Source organism: Pseudomonas turukhanskensis (assembly GCF_027922365.1).
In the GTDB taxonomy this organism is placed as follows: domain Bacteria; phylum Pseudomonadota; class Gammaproteobacteria; order Pseudomonadales; family Pseudomonadaceae; genus Aquipseudomonas; species Aquipseudomonas turukhanskensis.
On the sequence record NZ_BSFN01000001.1, the window covers coordinates 663,291 to 686,081 of the forward strand.

21 protein-coding genes and 1 pseudogene are annotated in these 22,791 nt (G+C 60.6%); 14 read left to right on the top strand and 8 right to left on the bottom strand.

The window, feature by feature from the left end; translation table 11 throughout:
- The first annotated feature begins 110 nt into the window (after window positions 1-110).
- The gene (locus PKE98_RS02950) at window positions 111-359 is read left to right on the top strand and encodes a DUF1127 domain-containing protein (RefSeq protein WP_271193772.1); all 249 of its coding nucleotides are present in this window, start codon (window positions 111-113) and stop codon (window positions 357-359) included.
- Between the two features lie 64 nt (window positions 360-423).
- Here the strand turns inward: PKE98_RS02950 and PKE98_RS02955 are convergent, their stop codons facing one another.
- Window positions 424-1,737 carry an NAD(P)/FAD-dependent oxidoreductase gene (locus tag PKE98_RS02955; protein WP_271193773.1) on the bottom strand — a complete coding sequence of 438 codons (1,314 nt, stop codon included), beginning with the start codon at window positions 1,735-1,737 and terminating at the stop codon, window positions 424-426.
- 162 nt (window positions 1,738-1,899) lie between these two features.
- Between PKE98_RS02955 and PKE98_RS02960 the strand changes: the two genes are divergently transcribed.
- Window positions 1,900-2,253 carry a YkgJ family cysteine cluster protein gene (locus PKE98_RS02960; RefSeq protein WP_271193774.1) on the top strand — a complete coding sequence of 118 codons (354 nt, stop codon included), beginning with the start codon at window positions 1,900-1,902 and terminating at the stop codon, window positions 2,251-2,253.
- 7 nt (window positions 2,254-2,260) lie between these two features.
- On the opposite strand, the gene dadR is transcribed toward PKE98_RS02960, so the two are convergent.
- Complete coding sequence (gene dadR, locus PKE98_RS02965; protein ID WP_108098017.1) at window positions 2,261-2,749, bottom strand: transcriptional regulator DadR; 489 nt, start codon at window positions 2,747-2,749, stop codon at window positions 2,261-2,263.
- Window positions 2,750-2,905: 156 nt separating this feature from the next.
- Between dadR and dadA the strand changes: the two genes are divergently transcribed.
- The 6 genes from dadA (at window position 2,906) to PKE98_RS02995 (ending at window position 9,240) form a co-directional block, all read left to right on the top strand.
- On the top strand, window positions 2,906-4,204 hold the full coding sequence (gene dadA / locus PKE98_RS02970) for a D-amino acid dehydrogenase (protein ID WP_271193775.1): 1,299 nt from the start codon (window positions 2,906-2,908) through the stop codon (window positions 4,202-4,204).
- Window positions 4,179-4,532 (top strand): RidA family protein, encoded by a 354-nt coding sequence (locus PKE98_RS02975; protein WP_271193776.1) that lies wholly within the window; start codon window positions 4,179-4,181, stop codon window positions 4,530-4,532. The genes dadA and PKE98_RS02975 overlap by 26 nt, the downstream gene beginning before the upstream one ends.
- 37 nt (window positions 4,533-4,569) lie before the next feature.
- Window positions 4,570-5,658 carry an alanine racemase gene (alr, locus tag PKE98_RS02980; protein WP_271193777.1) on the top strand — a complete coding sequence of 363 codons (1,089 nt, stop codon included), beginning with the start codon at window positions 4,570-4,572 and terminating at the stop codon, window positions 5,656-5,658.
- Between the two features lie 100 nt (window positions 5,659-5,758).
- On the top strand, window positions 5,759-6,307 hold the full coding sequence (locus tag PKE98_RS02985; RefSeq protein ID WP_271193778.1) for a cupin domain-containing protein: 549 nt from the start codon (window positions 5,759-5,761) through the stop codon (window positions 6,305-6,307).
- A 191-nt stretch (window positions 6,308-6,498) separates the two neighbouring features.
- Window positions 6,499-6,927 carry a c-type cytochrome gene (locus PKE98_RS02990; RefSeq protein ID WP_271193779.1) on the top strand — a complete coding sequence of 143 codons (429 nt, stop codon included), beginning with the start codon at window positions 6,499-6,501 and terminating at the stop codon, window positions 6,925-6,927.
- Between the two features lie 153 nt (window positions 6,928-7,080).
- Window positions 7,081-9,240: an acetyl-CoA hydrolase/transferase C-terminal domain-containing protein gene (locus PKE98_RS02995; protein WP_271193780.1), complete on the top strand. Its 2,160-nt coding sequence runs from the start codon at window positions 7,081-7,083 to the stop codon at window positions 9,238-9,240.
- Window positions 9,241-9,297: 57 nt separating this feature from the next.
- Here the strand turns inward: PKE98_RS02995 and PKE98_RS03000 are convergent, their stop codons facing one another.
- Window positions 9,298-9,870, bottom strand: coding sequence for a xanthine phosphoribosyltransferase (locus tag PKE98_RS03000; protein WP_271193781.1), 573 nt, complete (start codon window positions 9,868-9,870; stop codon window positions 9,298-9,300).
- A gap of 67 nt (window positions 9,871-9,937) precedes the next feature.
- Window positions 9,938-11,947, bottom strand: coding sequence for a DNA helicase Rep (gene rep / locus PKE98_RS03005; RefSeq protein WP_271193782.1), 2,010 nt, complete (start codon window positions 11,945-11,947; stop codon window positions 9,938-9,940).
- A 251-nt stretch (window positions 11,948-12,198) separates the two neighbouring features.
- Here rep and PKE98_RS03010 point away from each other — a divergent pair, with 251 nt between their 5' ends.
- Window positions 12,199-13,875, top strand: a complete 1,677-nt coding sequence (locus tag PKE98_RS03010) for a putative bifunctional diguanylate cyclase/phosphodiesterase (protein ID WP_271193783.1) — start codon at window positions 12,199-12,201, stop codon at window positions 13,873-13,875.
- Here the strand turns inward: PKE98_RS03010 and PKE98_RS03015 are convergent.
- Window positions 13,787-15,229, bottom strand: a complete 1,443-nt coding sequence (locus PKE98_RS03015; RefSeq protein WP_271193784.1) for a NorM family multidrug efflux MATE transporter — start codon at window positions 15,227-15,229, stop codon at window positions 13,787-13,789. The two genes, PKE98_RS03010 and PKE98_RS03015, sit on opposite strands and share 89 nt — an antisense overlap.
- A gap of 150 nt (window positions 15,230-15,379) precedes the next feature.
- On the opposite strand from PKE98_RS03015, the gene PKE98_RS03020 reads away from it, so the two are divergent.
- The 3 genes and pseudogenes from PKE98_RS03020 (at window position 15,380) to PKE98_RS27005 (ending at window position 18,472) form a co-directional block, all read left to right on the top strand.
- Window positions 15,380-16,300 carry a LysR substrate-binding domain-containing protein gene (locus tag PKE98_RS03020; protein ID WP_271193785.1) on the top strand — a complete coding sequence of 307 codons (921 nt, stop codon included), beginning with the start codon at window positions 15,380-15,382 and terminating at the stop codon, window positions 16,298-16,300.
- Between the two features lie 195 nt (window positions 16,301-16,495).
- Window positions 16,496-17,617: pseudogene (locus tag PKE98_RS27000) on the top strand (Cache 3/Cache 2 fusion domain-containing protein); the annotation flags it as partial.
- Window positions 17,618-17,749: 132 nt separating this feature from the next.
- Window positions 17,750-18,472, top strand: a complete 723-nt coding sequence (locus PKE98_RS27005) for a methyl-accepting chemotaxis protein (RefSeq protein ID WP_373877804.1) — start codon at window positions 17,750-17,752, stop codon at window positions 18,470-18,472.
- Between the two features lie 32 nt (window positions 18,473-18,504).
- Here PKE98_RS27005 and PKE98_RS03030 read toward each other — a convergent pair whose 3' ends face one another.
- From PKE98_RS03030 to PKE98_RS03040, 3 genes are all read right to left on the bottom strand, one after another.
- Window positions 18,505-18,729 (bottom strand): SymE family type I addiction module toxin, encoded by a 225-nt coding sequence (locus PKE98_RS03030; RefSeq protein ID WP_271193787.1) that lies wholly within the window; start codon window positions 18,727-18,729, stop codon window positions 18,505-18,507.
- Window positions 18,730-18,891: 162 nt separating this feature from the next.
- The gene (locus PKE98_RS03035) at window positions 18,892-20,388 is read right to left on the bottom strand and encodes a YifB family Mg chelatase-like AAA ATPase (RefSeq protein WP_271193788.1); all 1,497 of its coding nucleotides are present in this window, start codon (window positions 20,386-20,388) and stop codon (window positions 18,892-18,894) included.
- 39 nt (window positions 20,389-20,427) lie between these two features.
- Window positions 20,428-20,688 carry an accessory factor UbiK family protein gene (locus PKE98_RS03040; RefSeq protein WP_271193789.1) on the bottom strand — a complete coding sequence of 87 codons (261 nt, stop codon included), beginning with the start codon at window positions 20,686-20,688 and terminating at the stop codon, window positions 20,428-20,430.
- A gap of 405 nt (window positions 20,689-21,093) precedes the next feature.
- On the opposite strand from PKE98_RS03040, the gene glnK reads away from it, so the two are divergent.
- Window positions 21,094-21,432: a P-II family nitrogen regulator gene (glnK, locus tag PKE98_RS03045; protein WP_003457590.1), complete on the top strand. Its 339-nt coding sequence runs from the start codon at window positions 21,094-21,096 to the stop codon at window positions 21,430-21,432.
- Between the two features lie 36 nt (window positions 21,433-21,468).
- Window positions 21,469-22,785 carry an ammonium transporter gene (locus tag PKE98_RS03050; RefSeq protein ID WP_271193790.1) on the top strand — a complete coding sequence of 439 codons (1,317 nt, stop codon included), beginning with the start codon at window positions 21,469-21,471 and terminating at the stop codon, window positions 22,783-22,785.
- Window positions 22,786-22,791 lie beyond the last annotated feature (6 nt).

Genomic DNA, 22,791 nt, shown 5'->3' on the forward strand with positions numbered 1-22,791 from the left:
GGTGAGTGGTGCAATCTGTATGGAGTAAATAGAGGTTTTTTGAAACTGTCCTGCTTTTGCGCGGACCGGCATCATCATTTCCCACATACACACACAGCAGGGTGAGGGAAATGAATGGGCTTAGCGATGTTCGGTTGACCTTGGGTCACAACGAATTGGTGGGAAAACTGGCCGTGGCCAAAGCGGTGTCCAGCCGCGTGGCTGCACCGAAAGCGCCGATGTCGCGCTGGGCTGCTTTCTGGCGCCGCCTGACCACCCGCCGCGCTTTGCTCAACCTGACCGACGCCCAGCTTGCTGATATCGGCATTACTCGCGCCCAAGCGAATTACGAGGCGCTGCGGCCGTTCTGGACGTTGTGATCGAGGTAGGAGCTTTCATTCGTCATTCCCGCGAAGGCGGGAATGACGGTGCTGGATGCTCCAGTTACATCACTTCCTTCAACCGGTGCCACAACATCCCCAACGCCAGCAGCGGCGAGCGCAGGTATTTTCCGCCGGGGAACGTTACATGGGGCACTTGGGCAAACAGATCGAACCCACGACTTTCCTGCCCGGCAATGGCTTCGCCGAGCAAGCGGCCGGCCAGGTGCGTGGCGTTTACGCCGTGGCCGGAGTAGGCCTGGGCGTAGAACACATTGCGATGATCCTTAAGTCGGCCGATCTGTGGCAGGCGGTTGGCGCCGATGCCGATCATGCCGCCCCATTGGAAGTCGATTTTTACCTTGTCCAGGTGCGGGAACACTTCAAGCATTTTCGGCCGCATATAGGCGGCAATGTCTTTGGGATCACGCCCCGAGTAGTGGCAAGCGCCACCGAACAGCAGGCGGCGGTCGGCCGACAGGCGATAGTAATCCAGCGCCACACGCTGGTCGCACAGCGCCATATTCTGCGGAATCAAGGTGCGTGCCTGGGCCTGGCTGAGCGGCTCGGTGGCGATGATATAGCTGCCGGCGGGCAGCACTTTGCCGCCCAGGTTGCTGTTCAGGCCATTGAGGTAGGCGTTGCAGGCCAGCACCAGATTCTTGGCGCGCACCTTGCCGCTGGCGGTGTGCACGACCACTTCAGTGCCGTAGTCGATACGGGTAACAGCCGAGTGCTCAAACAGCTGCACGCCCAGTGATTGCGCCGCTGCCGCTTCACCGAGGGCCAGGTTCAGCGGGTGCAGATGGCCCGAGCCCATGTCGATCAGGCCGCCCACGTAGCGACTGGAGCCGACCACCTGGTGCATATCGTCGGCGTGCAGCAGGCGCAGGTCGTGGCGATAGCCCAAACTGCGCAACTCGGCGAGGTCCTCGGCAAAGCCTTCCAGGTCGCTGGGCTTGTTGGCCAGGTCGCAGTAGCCCCAGGTGAGGTCGCACGGGATATTGAAGTGCTCGATGCGCCGGCGAACGATTTCCACCGCTTCCAGGCCGAGCAATTTCAGTTCGCGCACGCCGTCGCTGCCCACCACGTTGGCAAAGCGCTCCACGTCATGGCCCACGCCGCGAATCAACTGCCCGCCATTGCGCCCGCTGGCGCCCCAGCCCATCTGGTTGGCCTCCAAGAGCACCACCGACAGGCCGCGTTCGGCCAGTTCGATGGCAGTGTTGAGCCCGGAAAAGCCACCGCCAACGATACAGACGTCCGCTTGCACATCGCCGGCCAGCGCCGGGTAGCTGAGCTGACGGTTGGCGGTAGCGGCGTAATAGGAAGGGGCGTGGGAGTGCGGGTTCACGGAAGGCTGAACGCTGGCGTTCATGTTTGAAATCCTGATTCTTATGTTTGGTAAATTTTACGCAGGATAAGCGTGGGGTCCGAGCGAGCCAAGAGCCACGTTGGAAAAAACCTTTGGTCAGGCAGGATTAGGGGGGAATCATGTCGGCTTTGCTACCATGCCGCGATATTCGAGGACGCCCGCCCCATGACCTGCAACAGCCGCAAGATCGACCACCTGCGCCAGCGCATCCCCAGCTTTGCCTGTGTGCCGGGCTGCCACGATTGCTGTGGACCGGTTACCGCGTCGTCCGAAGAAATGTCGCGCCTGCCCGTGAAAACCGATGCCGAGCATGACGCCGCGCTGGCCGAGTTCAACTGTGTGCACCTGGGGCCGCAAGGCTGCACGGTGTATGACGAGCGCCCGCTGATTTGCCGTCTGTTCGGCACCACGCCGCGTATGCCGTGCCCGAATGGGCAGCGGCCGCAGGAATGGATTGATGAGCGGGTGGAAAATGGCGTGCACCAGCTGATTGCCAGCACACGGCAGGTATTGGTCTAGGGAGCGCTTAGTCCGGCACGGGCAGGGTCAGGCTTTCCTTCACTTCTTCCATCACGATATAGCTCTTGGACTCACGCACATGCGGGAGTTTAAGCAGGATGTCGCCCAGCAGTTTGCGGTACGAGGCCATCTCGGAAATCCGCGCCTTCACCAGGTAGTCGAAGTGGCCGGAGACCAGATGGCACTCCAGCACGTGTGGCAGCTTGAGCACAGCCCGTCGGAACTCCTCGAAAGTATCGCCGGATTTGTAGTCCAAACTAATCTCAACGAATACCAGCAGGCTGGCCTTGAGGTGCTGGGGATTGAGCCGGGCGTTGTAGCCCATGATGATGCCTTCGCGCTCCAGGCGGCGAACCCGCTCGGTGCAGGGCGTGGTGGACAGGCCCACGCGTTCCCCCAGCTCGGTGAAGGACAGACGACCGTCTTCCTGCAGGATCCGTAAAATATTACGGTCGATTTTGTCCAGTTCACGACGGCTCTGATGCTGGGTTCTCATGGGGAATCTGCCTCTGTATTAAGGGCTTTTGCCAAGAATTCTCGCCAAATATAGCTATCAATACAGTGAAATGCACTGGCAGGTGGTCCATATACTGCGCGGAATTTCGATCAAGATATCAAACGTCAGCGTAAAGTCGCGGCGAGGGAGCAAACCATGCGAGTTCTGGTGTTGGGCAGCGGTGTGATTGGTACCACCAGCGCCTACTATCTGGCCCGTGCCGGCTTTGAAGTGGTGGTGGTCGACCGCCAGGACGCGCCCGCCAAGGAAACCAGCTTCGCCAACGCCGGCCAGGTATCGCCTGGTTACGCTTCACCTTGGGCCGCGCCTGGCGTGCCGCTTAAAGCCATCAAGTGGCTACTGCAGCGCCACGCGCCGCTGGCCATCAAGGCCACCGCCGATATCGACCAGTACCTGTGGATGCTGCAGATGCTGCGCAACTGCACCGCCAGCCGTTATGCGGTGAACAAAGAGCGCATGGTGCGGTTGTCCGAATATAGCCGCGACTGCCTCGACGAGCTGCGCGCCGAAACCGGTATCGCCTATGAAGGTCGCAGCTTGGGCACCACTCAACTGTTCCGTACTCAAGCACAGCTCGATAACGCCGCCAAAGACATCGCCGTGCTGGAGCAGTCCGGCGTGCCGTACGAGCTGCTCGACCGCGACGGTATTGCCCGCGTGGAGCCCGCTTTGGCCGGCGTCACCAATATTCTCGCCGGTGCCTTGCGCCTGCCGAATGACCAGACCGGCGATTGTCAGATGTTCACCACCCGTCTGGCCGAAATGTGCGTAGAGCTGGGTGTGGAATTCCGTTTTGGTCAGACCATCGAAGGCCTCGACCACGCCGGCGACCGCATCAACGGCGTGTGGATCAACGGCAAGCTGGAAACCGCCGACCGCTACGTGCTGGCCCTCGGCAGTTACTCGCCGCAGCTGCTCAAACCGCTGGGCATCAAAGCACCGGTGTACCCGCTCAAGGGTTACTCGCTGACCGTGCCGATCACCAATGGCGATATGGCCCCGACCTCGACCATTCTCGATGAGACCTACAAGGTCGCCATCACCCGTTTCGACAACCGCATCCGCGTGGGCGGCATGGCGGAAATCGCCGGCTTCGACCTGAGCCTTAACCCGCGTCGCCGCGAAACCCTGGAAATGATCGTCAACGATCTGTATCCACAGGGCGGCAACCTGGCCCAGGCCGAATTCTGGACCGGCCTGCGCCCGACCACGCCGGACGGCACGCCGATTGTGGGTGCTACCGCGTACAAAAACCTGTTCCTCAATACCGGCCACGGTACCCTCGGTTGGACCATGGCCTGTGGCTCTGGCCGCCTGCTGGCTGACCTGATGGCGAAAAAACAGCCGCAGATCAGCGCCGAAGGTCTGGATATCTCCCGTTATGGCCATTCCAAAGAGAGCCTCAAGCATGCCCATCCAGCGCCAGCGCACTGAAACCCGTTACAGCGAAATTGTTATCCACAACGGCACGGTCTACCTGGCCGGCCAGTTGGCTGACAGTTACGCAGGCGACGCGGCCCAGCAGACGCGGGAAACCCTCAACAACATTGACCGCCTGCTCGCCGAGGCTGGTACCGACAAGAGCCGCATCCTGTCGGTGACCATCTACCTCAAGGACATGGCAAGCGGTTATGCCGGCCTGAATGCCGTGTGGGACGCCTGGGTAACCCCCGGAACCGCACCAGCCCGGGCCTGTGTTGAAGCCAAGCTCTACACCGACGAAGCGTTGGTGGAAATGACCGTGATCGCGGCCCTGCCATAAGCAAATCCATCTAGAAAACACCAAGAAGACCGTCGCCATGCGTCCCGCCCGTGCCCTCATCGATCTCGCTGCTTTGCGCCATAACTACCGCCTGGCCCGCGAACTGACCGGCGCCCAGGCGTTGGCGGTGATCAAGGCTGATGCCTACGGCCATGGCGCGGTACGGTGCGCCCAGGCGTTGCAGAGCGAAGCCGATGGCTTTGCGGTGGCCGCGATCGAAGAAGCATTGAGCCTGCGCGCCGCCGGCATCACCGGCCCGATCCTGTTGCTGGAAGGTTTTTTTGAAGCCGACGAGTTGGCGCTGATCGTCGAGCATGATTTCTGGTGCGTGGTGCATGCGCCCTGGCAGCTGGAAGCCATTGAGCGCGCCCAACTGCGCAAGCCGTTGCAGGTGTGGCTCAAGCTGGACTCCGGCATGCACCGGGTGGGCTTTTTCCCGGAGCAGTATCAGGACGCTTACCGCCGTCTGCAGGCCAGCGGCAAGGTGGAAAAGATCGTTTTGATGACGCACTTCTCCCGCGCCGACGAGCTGGAAAACCCGCGCAGCGAAGAACAAATGGCCGCCTTCGCCCAGGCCCGCGAGGGCTTGCACGCCGAGGTCAGTCTGTATAACTCGCCGGCCATCCTCGGCTGGTCGCCAAGGTTTCCTGCCTTGCAGAAAACCGATTGGGTGCGCTCCGGCCTGATGCTTTACGGTGCCAGCCCGTTCGAAACCCCACACGAGCATGCGGCCCGCTTGCAGCCAGTAATGACGCTCGAATCGAAAATCATCAGCTTGCGTGAACTGCCGGCCGGCGAGCCGATTGGCTATGGCGCGCGGTATGTCACTGACCAACCGACTCGGGTCGGCGTTGTGGCCATGGGCTACGCCGATGGCTATCCGCGCCATGCGCCCAGCGGCACGCCGGTTGCCATCGACGGCCAACCGAGCCGTCTGATTGGCCGGGTTTCAATGGATATGCTGACCGTCGACCTCACCCATCTGCCTCAGGCTGGTGTAGGAAGCCGGGTGGAATTGTGGGGTAAACAGGTACTTGCCAGCGACGTAGCGGCTGCCGCGGATACCATTCCCTACCAGATTTTCTGTAATTTGCGACGGGCGCCACTCGTCTATTCCGGGGCTTAGCGCCGAACCCGAACAGGATTGCAGTCCAAGTGTTGTAAATACTGAACGCTGTTGCGATGATGCGGCCTCAAATCCGTATCTTCCCAAGGGGGCTCTATCATTGGACGTCGGCGTTCGACTGCAATCTATTCGCAAGCTTAAAGGCCTGTCTCAGCGTGAACTCGCCAAAAGGGCGGGCGTCACCAACAGCACCATTTCCATGATCGAGAAAAACAGCGTGAGCCCCTCGATCAGTTCGCTGAAAAAGGTGCTGGCGGGCATACCCATGTCGTTGGTCGAGTTTTTCTCCCTCGAAGTGGAACAGGACAACCACACCCAAGTGGTTTACAAAGCGAGCGAACTGGTCGATCTGTCCAGTGGCGCGGTCACCATGAAATTGGTTGGCAAGGCGCATCCGAGCCGGGCCATCGCCTTCCTTGACGAAACCTATCCGCCGGGCTCCGATACCGGTGACGAGATGCTCACCCACGAGGGTGAAGAGTCTGGTCTGTTGGTGGATGGGCGTCTTGAACTGACGGTGGGCGGCGAGATTTATATTCTCGAAAGCGGCGATAGCTACTACTTTGAAAGCAGTAAGCCCCATCGTTTCCGTAACCCGTTTGGCGAACCGGCGCGGCTGATCAGCGCGACCACTCCCGCCAATTTCTGAGTGCTGTAATGGGCTGAAAGGCCCGGCTTTCTATAAAAACTAGAAAATCGTCGCCCATTGGGCGGCAATGCTTCATTCCAAAGACCTGCGACAGGATGGCGTGTTTCGACTCGCTGACCTAATCGGTATACTGTCGCCCGCTCGCGCAACCGTGGCCGCGAGCGTGACTAGCCACGATAGAGGGTGTAAGCGTGAACCTAATTAAGAAAATGCTGGCGGCGCATGTCGCTGTGTTGGCCCTCTGGGCGGTCGGCGCTCAGGCTGCGACCACCAATGACGATATCGCTGCGCGACTCAAGCCAGTGGGTGAAGTCTGCGTACAGGGCGAAGAGTGCAAAGGTATTGAAACCGTTGCTGCCGCAGCTGGCGGTGGCGCGAAAACGCCGGACGACATCATTGCCGCTCATTGTGGCGCTTGCCACACCGCCGGTGTACTGGGTGCTCCGAAAATCGGTGACACCGCGGCCTGGAAAGACCGTGCCGACCACCAGGGCGGCCTCGATGGTCTGCTGGCCAAAGCCATCACCGGTATCAACGCCATGCCGCCGAAAGGCACCTGTGCTGATTGCAGCGATGATGAGCTTAAAGCCACCATCCAGAAAATGTCCGGCCTGAAATAAGGTTTGGCATTGAAAAAAAACCGCCCTCGGGCGGTTTTTTTTATGGGCGGGTAAAAAGCTTCGCGAGCACGCTTTTATCTTTTCAATGAAAAGCGGCGTCATTCCGGCGATTTTGCAGTCACACTCCATACGCCATTTTATGGAGATTGATCTGTGGCCCTTAGCTCCCTGGACACTGTCGTCGAGCAGATTCTGCAGCGCATCGACGGGCCGATTCACCTCGGTTTGCCCCTGGGCCTTGGCAAGCCCAATCGCCTGGTCAACGCGCTGTATCAGCGGATCAAGGCAGAGCCTAACCGCTCCCTGACCATCTACACTGCCCTTTCCCTCGGCCGCCCCCATGCCAGCAGCGACCTTGAGCAGCGCTTGATGGCGCCGTTTTTGGAGCGCGTATTTGGCAACTATCCCGAGCTCGATTACCTCAAAGACCAACGCCGCGGCGAGCTGCCGGCCAACGTGCAGTTGCAGGAGTTCTACCTGCAGCCGGGCAGCCAGTTGCATAACCCCAAAGCCCAGCAGGCTTACGTCAGCCTCAATTACAGCCAGGTGGCGCGCGACCTTAACCGCAAGGGCATCAATGTCGTCGCGCAACTGGTGGCCAGCGATCCCACCCGTGCGCAGCACCTGAGTCTGAGCTGCAACACCGATATCACCCTCGACCTGTTGCCGATGCTGCAAGCACGCAAGCAGGCCGGCGAGACCATTCTCTGCATCGGCCAATTGCACGCCGATCTGCCGTATATGCCGGGCGATGCCGAGCGGCCGCTGGAGGATTTCGATCTGCTGGTCGAGGCCGGCGAGCCCAGCACTCTGTTTTCCACGCCCAATATGCCGGTGGGCATTGCCGACCATGCCATTGGCTTGTACGCCAGCAGCCTGGTGCGTGATGGCGGCACGTTGCAGATCGGCATCGGTTCGATGGGCGATGCGGTCACGGCGGCATTGCTCAACCGCCAGGCGGACAACGCCGGGTATCAAGCGCTGCTGAAGGACCTGAATTCACCCCGCTGGGCGACATTGATCGAGCGGTTCGGTGGTTTGCAGCCGTTCGCCAAGGGGTTGTACGGCTGTAGCGAAATGCTGGTGCCGGGGCTGGTGGCTTTGTTCGACGCTGGCATTGTGCGCCGGCCGGTGTTCCCCGATGAACGCTTGCAGCGCCTGGCCAATGCCGACGTGCTTGATGAACACGGCCAGTTGGATCCCGCTGCCTGGCGCGACGCCGAACCGAACCTGCAATTGGATCAGCCCCTCGTCACCTGGCTGCAAACGCAAGGCTTGCTCACGGGCGAGGTGAGTGTCGAAGGCCAGAATCTGCGTTTTGCCAACGGCCAGATGATCGTCGCCGATCTGCACAACCCCGCCTGTATCGCGGCCTTGCAGCCCTATCTGCAACCGACCAGCAGCGGCGTGTGCATTCACGGCGGTTTCTTCCTCGGGCCACAGGCGTTTTACCGCCGGTTGCAGCAACTCAATGACGAGCGACGCTCACGTATCGGCATGACCGGTATCAGCTATATCAACCGCCTGTATGGCCAGGAAGAGCTTAAGCGCCTGCAACGAACGCAGGCGCGTTTTATCAACAGCGCCTTTTGCATCACCTTGCTCGGCGCCAGTGCGGCCGATCAGCTGGAGGACGGCCGGGTTATCAGCGGAGTGGGCGGCCAGTACGATTTCTATGCGCAAGCCCATGAGCTGGACGATGCGCGCGCCATCCTGATGCTGCGCAGCTGGCGCGAGGCGGATGGCGAGGTGAGTTCCAATATCCGCTGGCAGTACGCCCACACCACCATTCCCCGACACCTGCGCGACATCGTGATTACCGAGTACGGCATCGCCGACCTGCGCGGCAAGAATGATGCGCAGGTGATCAGCGCGTTGCTGCAGATTGCCGACTCACGGTTTCAGGATGAACTGATCCAGCAAGCCCAGGATGCCGGCAAGCTGGGCAAGGATTTTGTGCTGGATGAGGCCTACCGCGATAACACACCGGAGCGCTTGCAGGCCTGCTACGAGCGGCATCGCCAGTTATTTGCCGAGTACCCGTTGGGCTGCGATTTCACCGAAGAGGAGCAGGATTTGCTGCGGGCGCTGCGCTGGCTGAAGAGCAAGCTCAAGCTCAGCGAAATTCTGGATCTGGGCAAGGCGGCGCTGTTCGATCAGCCGGAGCCGGGCGTGTTCGACGCGCATCTGGCGCGCCTGCAATTGTCGCAGCCGGAAGGGCTTAAGGAGCAGGTGTATCAGAAGCTGGTGTTGGCAGGGTTGCAGGCAACGCGCCTGGCTAACGATTCTGGATTCCCGCCTACGCGGGAATGACGGTGAGCTCTAATCTCTCGGTCGTCCCCGCCAAGGCGGGGGCCCAGAATCTCTCTGCTACTCCAAGAATTCGACTTTGCCGCCTTCCAACGACTTGATCCGCGCCAGCGACTCGACCCAGTAACCCTGCTCGTCGAGCTCTTCACGGCCTTTCTGGAACGACTTCTCGATCACCACACCAATGCCGACGATGGTGGCGCCGGATTGCTTGATCAGGTCGATCAAGCCGTGGGCGGCACGGCCATTGGCCAGGAAGTCATCGATCAGCAGCACGCGGTCGCTGGCCAGCAGGTGTTTGGCCGAGACAGCAATGGTGCTTTCGGTTTGCTTGGTGAAGGAGAACACCTTGGACACCAACAGGTTGTCGGTGAGGGTCAGCGACTGGTACTTGCGGGCGAAAATCACCGGCACGCCCAGCTCCAGACCGGCCATGATCGACGGAGCGATGCCCGAGGCTTCGATGGTGACGATCTTGGTAATGCCCTGATCTTTGAACAGCTCGGCAAACGCCGAGCCGATTTGCTGCATCAGACGCGGGTCGATCTGGTGGTTAAGAAAGGCATCGACCTTGAGCACCTGGTCGGACAGCACCACGCCTTCTTCGATAATCTTGTTTTTCAGCGCTTCCATCTCAGGGCTCTCATTTCAGTTGTTGCTGGGTTTAGTAAAGGTAGGGCATGCGTGCAAGCGCGCCCGGTCACTTTTTCATCATGGCGCGGATGTCGGCCAAGGCCGCATTGCCGCGCACGGCTTTGACTTCCACGGGAGTGTCTTCCAGACCTTCCCAGGCCAGGTCTTCAGCCGGCAATTCATCCAGGAAACGGCTGGGTGAGCAGTCGATGATTTCGCCGTATTGCTTGCGCTTGGCGGCGAAGGTGAAAGCCAGCGTCTGCCGGGCGCGGGTAATGCCCACGTAAGCCAGGCGGCGTTCTTCTTCGATGGTGTCGGCTTCGATGCTGGAGCGGTGCGGCAGGATCTCTTCTTCCATGCCGATGATGAAGACGTACGGAAACTCCAGGCCCTTGGAGGCGTGCAGGGTCAGCATCTGCACGCCCTCGGCGCCTTCTTCTTCTTCCTGCTGACGTTCGAGCATGTCGCGCAAAACCAGCTTGCCGATGGCGTCCTCGATAGTCATGTCGCCATCTTCGTCGCGCTCCAGGGTGTTTTTCAGGGCGTCGATAAGGAACCAGACGTTGCCCATCCGCGCCTCGGCCACCTTGTCGCTGGAGGCGTTCTGGCGCAGCCAGTTCTCGTAGTCGATGTCCATCACCATGCTGCGCAGCACGGCAATCGGCTCGTTCTCCGCACATTGCTGGCGGATCTTGTCCATCCAGTGTTTGAAGCGTTGCAGGCGTTCGCTGTAGCGGCTGTCCAGGTGCGCGCTCAAACCCATTTCATCGGTCGCGTTGTACATCGAGATCTTGCGCTCGGTGGCGTAGTTGCCAAGTTTTTCCAGGGTGCTGGAACCGATTTCCCGGCGCGGCACATTGATGACGCGCAGAAAGGCGTTGTCGTCGTCGGGGTTTACCAGCAGGCGGAAATAGGCCATCAGGTCTTTTACTTCCTGGCGGGCAAAGAAGCTGGTGCCGCCTGAGAGCCGATAGGGAATCTGGTGGTGCTGCAGTTTCAGCTCCATCAGTTTGGCCTGGTAGTTGCCACGGTAGAGGATGGCGAAATCGCTGTACGGACGGTCGGTGCGCAGGTGCAGGCTGAGAATTTCCATCGCCACGCGCTCGCACTCGGCGTCTTCGTTCTTGCAGCGAATCACGCGGATTTCGTCGCCATGGCCCATCTCGCTCCACAGTTGTTTCTCGAACGCGTGGGGGTTGTTGGCGATCAGCGTGTTGGCGCACTTGAGGATGCGGCTGGTGGAGCGGTAGTTCTGCTCGAGCATTACCACCTTCAGCGAGGGGAAGTCCTCTTTGAGCAGCATCAGGTTTTCCGGGCGGGCGCCGCGCCAGGCGTAGATCGACTGGTCGTCATCGCCCACCACGGTGAACTGATTGCGCATGCCCACCAGCATTTTCACCAGCAGGTATTGGCTGGCGTTGGTGTCCTGGTATTCGTCCACCAGCAGGTAACGCACCTTGTTCTGCCATTTTTCCAGAATGTCAGCGTGTTCCTGGAACAGCTTTACCGGCAGCAGAATAAGGTCGTCGAAGTCCACCGCGTTGTACGCCTTGAGCGTGCGCTGATAGTGCATATAGACGATGGCGGCGGTTTGCTCTTTAGGGTTGCGTGCGTTTTCCAACGCTTCGGGCGGCAGAATCAGGTCGTTTTTCCACGAGCCGATGTAGCCTTTGATTTCATCGATTCCGTCGTCGCCCGAGTATTCCTTCTGCATGATGTCGCTGAGCAGCGCCTTGATATCGCCGTCATCGAAAATCGAGAAGCCGGGCTTGTAACCCAGGCGTGCGCCTTCCTTGCGGATGATGTTCATGCCCAGGTTGTGAAAGGTGCACACGGTCAGGCCGCGGCCTTCGGCGCCCTTGAGCAGGGTGCCGACGCGCTCTTTCATTTCCCGCGCGGCCTTGTTGGTAAAGGTCATCGCCACGATATGCTGGGCGCGGATGCCACACTGCTGCACCAAGTGGGCAATCTTGCGGGTAATCACGCTGGTCTTGCCGGAGCCGGCGCCAGCGAGCACCAATAGTGGGCCGCCGACGTAGTTCACGGCTTCTTGCTGCCGGGGATTGAGTCGGGACATCGTCGTGTATCAAAGGAAAGGGGCGCGCATTTTAGCAGGCCTGATGCAGAATGCCGTAACCGTCTGGATACTGTGACGCAGCACTTGTTGGCTGCGTGACGGCCTTGGATATTTCGGACAATGCAGTACGCTAGTGCCGCATCAGCGGGGGCTGATGTAAATATACATCGCACAGGATGTGCGCAAGAGACGCCGATAACGGCGCGAAAGGGCGGTAGAACCGCCATGTGCAATGCTTTGGGGGAAGTCGTTTGTCTGCGCATGTCGAAACCTTGCGTATTGTCCTGCTGGCCGAAGCGCCGGAGTGGGCGGCGTTACTGCGTGAGCACCTGGTTGCGATGGGCAATCCGTCGGCGTTGATTACCGCGCCTTCCTGGGCGGCCGCCAGCGGCCTTTTCGACGATCCCGGCCAGGGCTTGCTTCTGACTACCGCGCGGCTGCAACCCGCACCGGGCAGTTGCCCGCTGCCCACCGTGCTACTACTGGATCACGAACCTGCCGAGCCGCCCGTGGGCGTGAGCGACTGGCTGGTGCGCGACACCCTGACCCCTGACACGCTGCGCCGCTGCCTGCGTTATGTGCGTGAGCATGGCGTGCTGAAAGACACCCTGCAGCGCCTGGCCGAGCAAGACCCGCTGACTGGCATCGCCAACCGCCAGGGCTTTCAGACCTTGCTCACGGCTCAGCTCGCAGAATTCAAAGGCCGCGGCCTGGCGCTTGGCCACCTCGATCTCGACAACTTCCGCCACGCCAACGATGCCCTCGGCCACCAGGCCGGTGACCGTCTGATTCTGCAGGTGGTGGCGCGCTTGAAGGCGCAGTTGTCCGTAGATGACCACCTGGCGCGCCTTGGCAGTGATGAGTTTGCCTTGCTGCTGGATATCCGCCGCGACCCCCGGCGCGCCGAGCAAATTGCCGAGCGGATTACCGAAGCGCTGTCCGAACCCTACTGGGTGGATGGCGAGAGCCTGCTGATTGGCTGCAGCCTGGGTGTGGCTCATGCTCGCGTCGATGCCGGGGCGGACCCGTTGATGTGGCATGCCCATATCGCCATGCAACAAGCCAAAAGCCAGCAAGGCTGTACTTTTCATGTGTTCGATGAACGTATCAACCGCAATGCGCGCAGCATTGCCGACCTGGAAACCGAGCTGCGTCGCGCCTTGCGCCGCGACGAACTGGAACTGCACTACCAGCCGCGCCTGTGCCTGAAGACTGGGCATATTCTCGGCCTGGAGGCGCTGGTGCGCTGGCGGCATGCCGAGCGTGGCTTGCTGTCGCCCAACGAGTTTGTGCCATTGGCTGAAGAGAGCGGGCTGATCGTGCCGCTCGGCTACTGGGTGATTTCCCGGGCGCTGCGCGACATGCAGTGGTTGCGCGGCCGTGGACTGCCGGCGCTGCATATGGCGGTAAACCTGTCGTTCCGTCAGTTCCAGGACAGCCAGTTACTGTCGACTCTAGGGCGCCTGATCGAGGAGCGCGGCGTCGATGCGCAGTGGCTGGAGTTCGAACTCACCGAAACCGCCGTGATGCGCCGCAGCGACCATGTGCAGCAGACCATGAAGGCGCTGGGCAAGCTGGGGGTGCGCTTTTCCCTGGACGACTTCGGCACCGGTTTCTCCTCGTTCGTGCACCTGAACAACCTGCCCATCACCATGCTCAAGATCGACAAAAGCTTTGTCGGCGGCATGGACGATCGCCCGGAAAACCGCCAGCTGGTGCGGGCGATGATCAACCTCGCCCATAACCTAGAGTTGGCCGTGGTGGCCGAAGGCGTGGAGAACGCCGAGCAGTTGGCGTTGCTGCGCCAGTTTGGTTGCGACCAAGTGCAGGGCTACCTGGTCAGCAAACCTCTGCCGTTGGCCGAGTTGGCGCGCTTTCTGGTATTTGGCAACCGTCAGGCGATGCTGTCGAGCCCGATGACGGTTTGACCGCTGCCAGCAGTCGACGCGTCTTCCATTCAAAGCCCAGCGTCAGCCCCAGTGCTGCGCAGGCCAGCCCCGCTGCCAGGCCCCACCACACGCCTTGCGCGCCCCAGCCCAGGTGAAACGCCAGCAGCCAGGCGGCCGGCGCGCCTACCAGCCAGTAGCAGACGATGCCCACCACAAAGGTGGTGTTGGCGTCCTTGAGCCCGCGAATGGCGCCCATGGCAATGGTCTGGATGCCGTCGAACAGCTCGAACAGGGCGGCGATGGCCAACAGGCTGACGGCCAGCGCAATGATGTCGGTAAAGGCTGGGTCGTTGGCGTCCAGAAACAGATCCACCACCGCTTCCGGCGCCAGCCAGAACAACAGGGCAAACCCGAGCATGCACCCGCCGCCAATCGCAATGCCCAGGCGCCCGGCCCGCCGTGCTTCTTCCAGGCGACCGGCACCAAAGTGCTGGCCGATGCGGAAGGTCACCGCATAGGAAATACCCACCGGCACCATAAAGGCCACGTAAACCGATTGCAGGGCGATCTGGTGGGCGGCCAGTTGTGTGCTGCCCAAAGCGCCCATGCACAGTGCGGCAAATGCAAACAGCCCGGACTCCACCGCGTAGGTGCCACCGATGGGCAAACCCAGGCGCAGCAGTTCGACCATGGCAACACGCTCGGCGTGCAGCAGGCCCTTGAACAATGAATAGCGACCGTAGGCGGTGTTGTGCATCACATGCAGCGCCAGAGTCAGGGCCATCAGACTGCTGACAATCGCCGTGACCAGGCCAATACCCGCCAGCCCCAGGTGAGGCAGGCCGAACATTCCCTTGATCAAGACATAGTTGAGCACCAGGTTGGCAACGGCCCCGCCAATGCTTATCGCCATCACCGGGCCGGCACGGCCGATGGCACTGGTAAAGCCGCGCAGGGCCATAAAAGTCATATAACCGGGGAGCGCGAAGGCGAGGGTGGACAGAAACTGCCCGGCGCCCTGCACGTTGTCGGGTGTCTGGCCGAACAGCAAGAGAATAGGGCCCAGGTTCCACAGCAGCAGGCCGGCCGCCAGCGCCAGGCCCCAGCCCAGCCACAGGCCATTCTGGGTAATCTGCACAACGCCACGTTGATCGCCGCTGCCGTGACGGATTGCCACCAGATTGCCCACCGCCGCAATGACCCCGACGCAGAAAATCGACACAAAGGAATAGCTCGCCGCGCCAAGCCCGCCGCCCGCGAGTGCGGCGGGACCGAGCAGGCCCATCATTACGGTGTCGGTAAACACCATCATCACGTGTGCCAGCTGCGCGGCAATCAGGGGGCCGGCGAGGCGCAGGATGGCGTTCAGTTCAGCGCGGGTGGGAGTTGGCATGATGAGTTTGGCTCAATACAGATAAGCGCCAGACTGAAGGGTCATGGCGTGCGAGCAGCAATAGTCCGGGTTTGTATGCAAGCGCACAAAGGATAAAAACGATGCCAGGCATGATTTAAACTCATGCTTGAGCGTTCTGGAGCCCTGTTCATGTCTCAGCGTTTACCCGGTCTGTATGCATTGCGTGCCTTCGAGGCGGCGGCCCGCTATGCCTCGTTCACTCAGGCAGCGCAGGAACTGGCCATTACTCAAAGCGCAGTCAGTCGGCATATCCGCACCCTTGAGGAGCATTTTGGCTGCCGCTTGTTTCAGCGCTCGGGGCGCAATCTGCAGCTCACCGAGGCCGCCCATTTGTTGTTACCCGGGGTGCGCGATGGCTTTGCGGCGCTGGAGCGGGCGTGTGGCACGTTGAGCGCGGACGACAGCGTCCTGCGGCTTAAAGCGCCTTCGACGCTGACCATGCGTTGGCTGCTGGCGCGCCTGTCGCGCTTTCGCTTGCTCGGTGATGGCATGGAAGTGCAACTGACCAGCGCCTGGATGGACGTGGACCGGGTGGACTTTCACCACGAGCCGTTCGACTGCGCCGTGTTGCTGGGCAAGGGCGGCTTTTCCGAGGAGTGGGAAAGCGTCGAGCTGTTTGCCGAATGGCTGATACCCGTCTGCGCGCCAGAAGCCGTGGCGGACGGTCCCTGGGATCTGCCACGGTTGCAACAAGCCGAGCTGCTGCATCCCACGCCCGATCGCCGGGACTGGCGCCGGTGGTTGCAGGCGGCTGGGTTGACGGACGACATCGCCCTCAAAGGCGGACAGGTGTTCGACACGCTGGAGTTGGGCATGGTTGCCGCCGCGCGAGGTTACGGTGTGTCCATCGGTGATCTGGTGATGGTTGCCGAAGATGTGGCCCAGGGTCGTTTGGGGCTGCCGTGGCCCAGTGCGGCGGCCAGTGGCGACAGTTATTTTCTGGTTTGGCCCAAGGCCCGGCGAGGCCAGGCACGCTATCACCGCCTGCGCGATTACCTGCTGGCAGAGGTCGAGGCTATGCAGTTACCAGACGTCGTACATCTTCTGTAACCTTTCCAGGTGTAATTTGCGACAGAGTGCTGGCTAAATGCCGCGTTTTAATTGACGCACGAATTTACTCAAGTATTCTGCGCGCCCCGCCGACCACCTGTTCAGCAGGCTGCCGCCACAAGCGAACGGCCATATTTCTGCTTCTATAAGGCATACGGCTCTCGTTTAAACCCGTATTACCCCACGGAGATGTAAATGTCCCAGCCCCGTTCCCGTATTGCCTGGCAATTGGCCTCGGCACTGGCGGTCATTCTGGTGTTGTTGATTGGTTTGAGTACGTTGTTCGCACTGCGCTCGCTGAGTAGCGCAACGTTGACGACCCGTGAAGAACACCTGGGCAGCGAAGCGCGCCTGCTGGCTGATCAGTTGAGTACGTTTCACGACAGCCTGCGTGAAAGCACCCAGCGCCTGGCAGGCTTGTTCGAGCAGCGTTTTCGCGACGGCCTGAATGTGCACGCTGACGAGCGCGTGGCGGTAGGCGCGATGCAGACGCCGGCGCTGTATCTGGGCGATGTGCGCCTGAATAACGAATTCAATGAGGTGGACGAATTCCGCACGTTGACGGCAGGTGTAGCCACGGTATTTGTCCGCGATGGTGACGAGTTCATCCGCGTCACGACCTCGTTGACCAAACAGGACGGCAGTCGCGCCATCGGCACGGCACTGGATCACGCTCACCCGGCGTATCAGCGGCTATTGAGCGGGCAGAACTACGTGGGCCGGGCGCTGTTGTTTGATCGCTTCTACATGACCCAGTACACACCGGTTACCGATCCCTCTGGCCGGGTGATTGCCGTGTTGTTTGTGGGGTTCGATTACACCGATGCGCAGAACGCGCAATTCGATAACCTCAAACGTTTTCGAATCGGGTCGACCGGCTCGCTGGCCTTGCTCGATGAGCAGAAGCATTGGCTGGTAGCGCCGGCCGGTGCCAAACAACCGGAGAAGGCCATTGACGGCGTTGTCGCGTTGGCGGCCAAGCCGGGGCATGGCGAGTTCTGGGAAGACGGTGAGCAAACGTTCTATAGCGTGGCGATGCCTTTTGCAGGCGGCCCCTGGACGGTGCTGGCCAGCATGCCTAAGGCGGAAATCGAGGCCGTGACCTGGCACGTGGGCAGTCAGCTGGCCATTGGTAGCCTCATCACCTTGCTGCTGGCTGTGGGCGCCGTTATCTGGCTGCTGCGTCGCAAACTGCGGCCACTGGGTGACCTGGTCGAGCAGGCACAGGCGCTGGGCAATGGCGACCTGAGCGTGCGGTTGAACATCACCAGCCACGACGAAATCGGCGACTTGGCGCGCAACTTCAACCAGATGGGTGAGGCGCTATCGACCATGGTGTCGCGTATTCGCGGTGCTGCAGAAAACGTCAGTAGCCGTGCCCAGGCATTGGCGGGGTTGTCGTCCGGCGCATACGAAGGCATCGAACAGCAATCTGGCGAAATCACCAGCATGGCTGGCGCGGTGGAGGAGTTCAGCGCGACTTCGTTGAACATTGCCGACAACATGCGCCACACCGAACGCCTGGCCAACGAAAACTCGCAGCAAACGCGCATTGGCCGAACCTCCATGGAAGAGGCATCGGCAGCGCTGGAGCAGATTTCCAGCTCGCTCAACGGCACTGCCGATGTGATCAACACCCTGGGGCAGCGTTCCCAGGAGATTGGCGGCATCGTCAGTGTGATCACCTCCATTGCAGACCAGACCAACCTGCTGGCGCTCAACGCAGCCATTGAAGCCGCGCGCGCAGGTGAGCAAGGCCGCGGCTTTGCCGTGGTGGCCGATGAGGTGCGCAGCCTGGCTGGCCGCACTCGAGATGCCACCAACGAAATCTCCGCCATGATTCAAAGCATTCAGGGCGAAACCAGCAGCGCCATCGCCACCATGGAGCAGGGCAAGTTGCAAATGCAGGACGGCTTGCAGCGCAACGCCAAAGTTGCCCAGGCGCTCACCCAGATCGCCGAGCAAAGTCAGGCTGCCGGCGAGCAATTTGCTGCCATTACCACGGCCACTGGGGAGCAGAGCAGCACGGCCACCATGCTCAGTAGCAACCTACAGAGCATCGCCCTGGCTAACAGCGAGCAGCACGAGGTGATCACCAACCTGGCAGAAACTGCCCGGGAGCTGGACAAACTGGCGGCTGATTTGCGGGCTGAAGTCGGACGCTTCCAGTAAAAGAAAATCCCCGGCGCCAACCGGGGATTTTTTTATGCGGCGGTAATCACCAGACAGCCTTTGATGACACGCACTTTGACGGTGTCGTCGACCTCGAACCCTGCTTTTTGCAACCATTGGCCTTTGAGTTGGATCCAGGGCGTTTTCTTCGGGAGTGCGTACTGGCTGTCGCCCTTGTTCGGAGCGCTGTAGTTGGCGGCCACTTTCAGGTGGCGTTCGGTGAATTCGGGAGCGAGTGCGATTTCATGGACTGTCATGGTGAACTCCTGCAATGGCGTGTGGGTAGCGGGCGTACGAAATTGCACGGACCGGCCTTACACCTGCAGTTTGTGCATTTTTTTACTGGATATCCATCCACTACCGCCGGGGTTTGGCGCGGCAATTTTTGAGCGTGCCGCCGAGAAATCCCACAAATTGCTTCAGGTTGGCGTAACGCCTCGATATTGAAGGGCTTCAGCCAAGTGAGCGCGGCTGATGGAGCCGCAGGCTTCCAGATCTGCCAGCGTGCGAGCCACTTTCAAAATGCGGTGAGCTGCCCGTAACGACAGGCCCAGGCGTTCACACGCAGTCTCCAGCCAGCTTTGGTCCTCTTGCGCCAACAGGCAGTGTTGACGCAGGCCGGTCAGGTCGAGAAAGGCGTTGGCTGTGCCCTGGCGATTCATCTGGATGTTTCTGGCTTCCGCGACTTGAGCCGCCGCGGCGGCCGTGTCTGCGCCTTTGCTTGGGGAGGCGTGCAGCACCGTGGTTTCTCGTGCCACCGTCACATGCAGGTCGATGCGGTCCAGCAACGGGCCGGATAATTTGCCCCGGTAGCGTTGCAGTTGCTCGGTGCTGCAGCGACAACGGCCACTCGGGTCGCCCAGGTAGCCGCACGGACAGGGATTCATCGCCGCCACGAGCTGGAAACGAGCGGGGAAATGCACTTTGTCTTTTGCCCTGGCTATCACGATCTGGCCGCTTTCCAATGGTTCGCGCAGTACTTCAAGCACGCGCCGGTCGAACTCGGGCAGCTCATCGAGAAACAGCACGCCATGGTGGGCCAGGGTGATCTCTCCGGGTTGCGGACGACTGCCTCCCCCTACCAGTGCCGGCCCGGATGCGGTGTGGTGTGGGTGCCTGAACGGACGTTGTGGCCAGGCGCTCATGGGCGTGTGGCTGGCTACCGACTGAATAGCGGCCACCTCCAGCGCCTCCTGTTCTGCCAGCGGCGGTAACAGCCCCGGAAGGCGACTGGCGAGCAGCGTCTTGCCGGTGCCTGGAGGACCACTAAACAGCAGGTTGTGTGACCCTGCTGCCGCCACCAGCAAAGCGCGTTTGGCGGCCAGTTGGCCCTGCACTTCATTGAGGTCCGGGTACGGCGCGCATTGCCGTAGCAAGCCTTGGGCTTCGTAGGGCGTCAGGGGCGTTAGGCCGTTGAAGTGCGCAGTCAGCTCCAACAGATGGTCGATGGCCAATACGCTCAGGCCCGAGGCAAGGCTTGCCTCTTCGGCGTTGCTGCGCGGCACGATCAGGGTGCGCCCGGCCGCGCGTGCGGCGAGCGCGGCGGGTAATACGCCCTGAACCGGACGAACCGCGCCAGACAGCGCCAGCTCACCCAGGCATTCGACATTCTCCAGCGCGGCGACCGGTACCTGGCCGCTGGCGGCAAGAATGCCCAAGGCAATGGCGAGGTCAAAGCGTGCGCCGTCTTTGGGCAAATCAGCGGGAGCGAGGTTAAGGGTGATACGGCGTTGGGGAAATTCAAAGGCGCAATTCAGAATCGCGCTACGCACGCGGTCCTTGCTTTCTTTGACCGCCGTTTCTGGAAGACCGACGAGCGTGAATGAAGGCAACCCATTGGCCAGGTGCGCTTCGACAATCACGGTGGGCGCTTCGACGCCGACCTGGGCACGGCTATGGACGACAGCCAGAGACATGGATCACTCCTTGATCACATGCCGCTCACACGAGGTATTTCACTCGCTGGGCGGCGTTATTTTGGCTTCCAGTTCGACGACCTTGGCCTCGAGTGCTTCAAGGCGCGCGCGGGTGCGGGCAAGCACAGCCATCTGGCTGTCGAACTCTTCGCGGCTGACCAGATCAAGCTTGCTGAAACCACTTTGCAGAAGGGCTTTGAACTGGGTTTCGAATTCGCTGCGCGGCAATGGCGTTTCACCATTGAACAGGCGCGAGGCGTGGGTGCTGAGGGCGTCGAGCAAAGCTTTGGGCGGCAGCATAAATAGGTTCCCGAAAAGACGGCTGGCAGTGTACCACGCAGCATCTAGGCTAACGGCTGCAGGGTTTTGCACGGTTTTGGAGCGTCGGTGAAGCGGAGCCTGCACTGTTGTTGCGCGTGACTCGCTCGCGCTGTCTGGTCACGCCACTGCTCAGCGGCGGTAACTCGCTGAATTTCAAGCTTTTCGGCGAGCTGGCAAGGTTTCTGCTTAGTGGCCTATGACGCATGCACCGATGCAGTTCGGATGCGTAAGGCGAAGCGGGGGAGTCGTTTCGCCAGGAGCGATTGGTTGTGTCGAGAGCCCTCCCTGAGGACGTTCGATGCGTTACAAAGCCAGACACTGCGCTTAGACTTGAGCCGGGTTCGTTTTTCCTGGGGCAAGTCCACCAATACGGGAGAGAGTTTCATGAAGTTAGTAACTGCCATCATCAAACCGTTCAAGCTGGACGATGTGCGCGAGTCGCTATCGGAGATCGGCGTGCAGGGCATCACTGTCACTGAAGTCAAAGGCTTCGGGCGTCAGAAAGGCCACACCGAGTTGTATCGCGGCGCCGAATATGTGGTCGACTTCCTGCCCAAGGTGAAGATCGACGTGGCCATTGCTGATGATCAGCTGGACCGCGTTATCGAAGCCATCACCAAGGCGGCCAACACCGGCAAGATCGGTGACGGCAAGATCTTCGTGGTCAATCTGGAACAGGCAATTCGCATCCGTACCGGTGAAACCGGCACCGACGCAATCTAAACCGCCGCCGAACCCAACGCCCCAGGAGAAAACAATATGACTCTGCGTAAGCTCGCAGGGCTAGGAGCCCTTTTGTCCCTCGTAACCCCAGGCTTGGCCATGGCGGACGAGGTTGTGTTGAACACCGGCGACACGGCGTGGATGCTCACCGCCACCGCGCTGGTGCTGTTTATGACTATCCCTGGCCTGGCGCTGTTCTACGGCGGCATGGTCCGCTCCAAGAACATCCTCTCGGTGATGATGCAATGCTTTGCCATCACTGGCTTGATCAGCATTCTGTGGGTCGTTTACGGCTACAGCATGACGTTCGACGTAACTGGCATGGAACAAGGCGTTGTTAACTTCAACTCCTTCGTAGGCGGTCTGTCCAAGGCCTTCCTCGCCGGCGTTACCCCAGCCAGCCTGACGTATGCTGTGCCGGAAGCCGTGTTCATCACCTTCCAGATGACCTTCGCCATCATCACCCCGGCTCTGATCGTCGGCGCCTTCGCAGAACGCATGAAGTTCTCCGCGATGCTGATCTTCATGGCTGTGTGGTTCACCCTGGTATACGCACCAATCGCTCACATGGTCTGGAGCGGTAACGGCGGCCTGATGTGGGACTGGGGCGTACTGGACTTCGCTGGCGGCACGGTGGTGCACATCAACGCCGGTGTTGCTGGCCTGGTTGCCTGCATCGTGCTGGGCAAGCGTAAAGGCTACCCAACCACCCCGATGGCGCCTCACAACCTGGGTTACACCCTGGTCGGTGCGGCCATGCTGTGGATCGGCTGGTTCGGCTTCAACGCCGGTTCCGCTGTCGCTGCCAACGGCACTGCCGGTATGGCCATGCTGGTTACCCAGATCGCTACCGCTGCTGCTGCACTGGGCTGGATGTTTGCCGAGTGGATCACCCACGGTAAGCCAAGCGCGCTGGGCATCGCTTCGGGTGTGGTTGCCGGCCTGGTTGGCATCACTCCGGCTGCGGGTACTGTAGGCCCGATGGGCGCCCTGGTAATCGGTCTGGCTGCTGGTGTGATCTGCTTCTTCTGCGCCACTACCCTGAAACGCAAACTGGGCTACGACGATTCCCTGGACGCCTTCGGTGTGCACGGTATCGGCGGTATCGTTGGTGCGATCCTCACCGGCGTATTTGCGGCTCCTGCTCTGGGTGGCTTCGGCACCGTCGAAGATATCGGCGCCCAAGTGATTACCCAGCTCAAAGGGGTTGGCTTCACCGTTCTGTACACTGCGATTGTCACCTTCGTGATCCTCAAGGTGCTGGACCTGGTGATTGGCCTGCGTGTCAGCGAAGAGGAAGAGACTGTTGGTCTGGACCTCGCGCAACACAACGAGCGTGGCTACAACCTGTAAGCGCTT

Excerpts from the sequence above, each read along its gene's own strand:
- alr (WP_271193777.1), top strand. The coding sequence starts at position 4,570 with ATGCGTCCCGCCCGTGCCCTCATCGATCTCGCTGCTTTGCGCCATAAC.
- PKE98_RS03035 (WP_271193788.1), bottom strand. The coding sequence starts at position 20,388 with ATGTCTCTGGCTGTCGTCCATAGCCGTGCCCAGGTCGGCGTCGAAGCG.
- PKE98_RS03040 (WP_271193789.1), bottom strand. The coding sequence starts at position 20,688 with ATGCTGCCGCCCAAAGCTTTGCTCGACGCCCTCAGCACCCACGCCTCG.
- PKE98_RS03030 (WP_271193787.1), bottom strand. The coding sequence starts at position 18,729 with ATGACAGTCCATGAAATCGCACTCGCTCCCGAATTCACCGAACGCCAC.
- PKE98_RS02975 (WP_271193776.1), top strand. The coding sequence starts at position 4,179 with ATGCCCATCCAGCGCCAGCGCACTGAAACCCGTTACAGCGAAATTGTT.
- rep (WP_271193782.1), bottom strand. The coding sequence starts at position 11,947 with ATGTCCCGACTCAATCCCCGGCAGCAAGAAGCCGTGAACTACGTCGGC.
- PKE98_RS03015 (WP_271193784.1), bottom strand. The coding sequence starts at position 15,229 with ATGCCAACTCCCACCCGCGCTGAACTGAACGCCATCCTGCGCCTCGCC.
- glnK (WP_003457590.1), top strand. The coding sequence starts at position 21,094 with ATGAAGTTAGTAACTGCCATCATCAAACCGTTCAAGCTGGACGATGTG.
- PKE98_RS02960 (WP_271193774.1), top strand. The coding sequence starts at position 1,900 with ATGACCTGCAACAGCCGCAAGATCGACCACCTGCGCCAGCGCATCCCC.
- PKE98_RS02955 (WP_271193773.1), bottom strand. The coding sequence starts at position 1,737 with ATGAACGCCAGCGTTCAGCCTTCCGTGAACCCGCACTCCCACGCCCCT.
- PKE98_RS27005 (WP_373877804.1), top strand. The coding sequence starts at position 17,750 with ATGGCTGGCGCGGTGGAGGAGTTCAGCGCGACTTCGTTGAACATTGCC.
- PKE98_RS03050 (WP_271193790.1), top strand. The coding sequence starts at position 21,469 with ATGACTCTGCGTAAGCTCGCAGGGCTAGGAGCCCTTTTGTCCCTCGTA.
- dadA (WP_271193775.1), top strand. The coding sequence starts at position 2,906 with ATGCGAGTTCTGGTGTTGGGCAGCGGTGTGATTGGTACCACCAGCGCC.
- PKE98_RS03020 (WP_271193785.1), top strand. The coding sequence starts at position 15,380 with ATGTCTCAGCGTTTACCCGGTCTGTATGCATTGCGTGCCTTCGAGGCG.
- PKE98_RS02950 (WP_271193772.1), top strand. The coding sequence starts at position 111 with ATGAATGGGCTTAGCGATGTTCGGTTGACCTTGGGTCACAACGAATTG.
- PKE98_RS03000 (WP_271193781.1), bottom strand. The coding sequence starts at position 9,870 with ATGGAAGCGCTGAAAAACAAGATTATCGAAGAAGGCGTGGTGCTGTCC.
- dadR (WP_108098017.1), bottom strand. The coding sequence starts at position 2,749 with ATGAGAACCCAGCATCAGAGCCGTCGTGAACTGGACAAAATCGACCGT.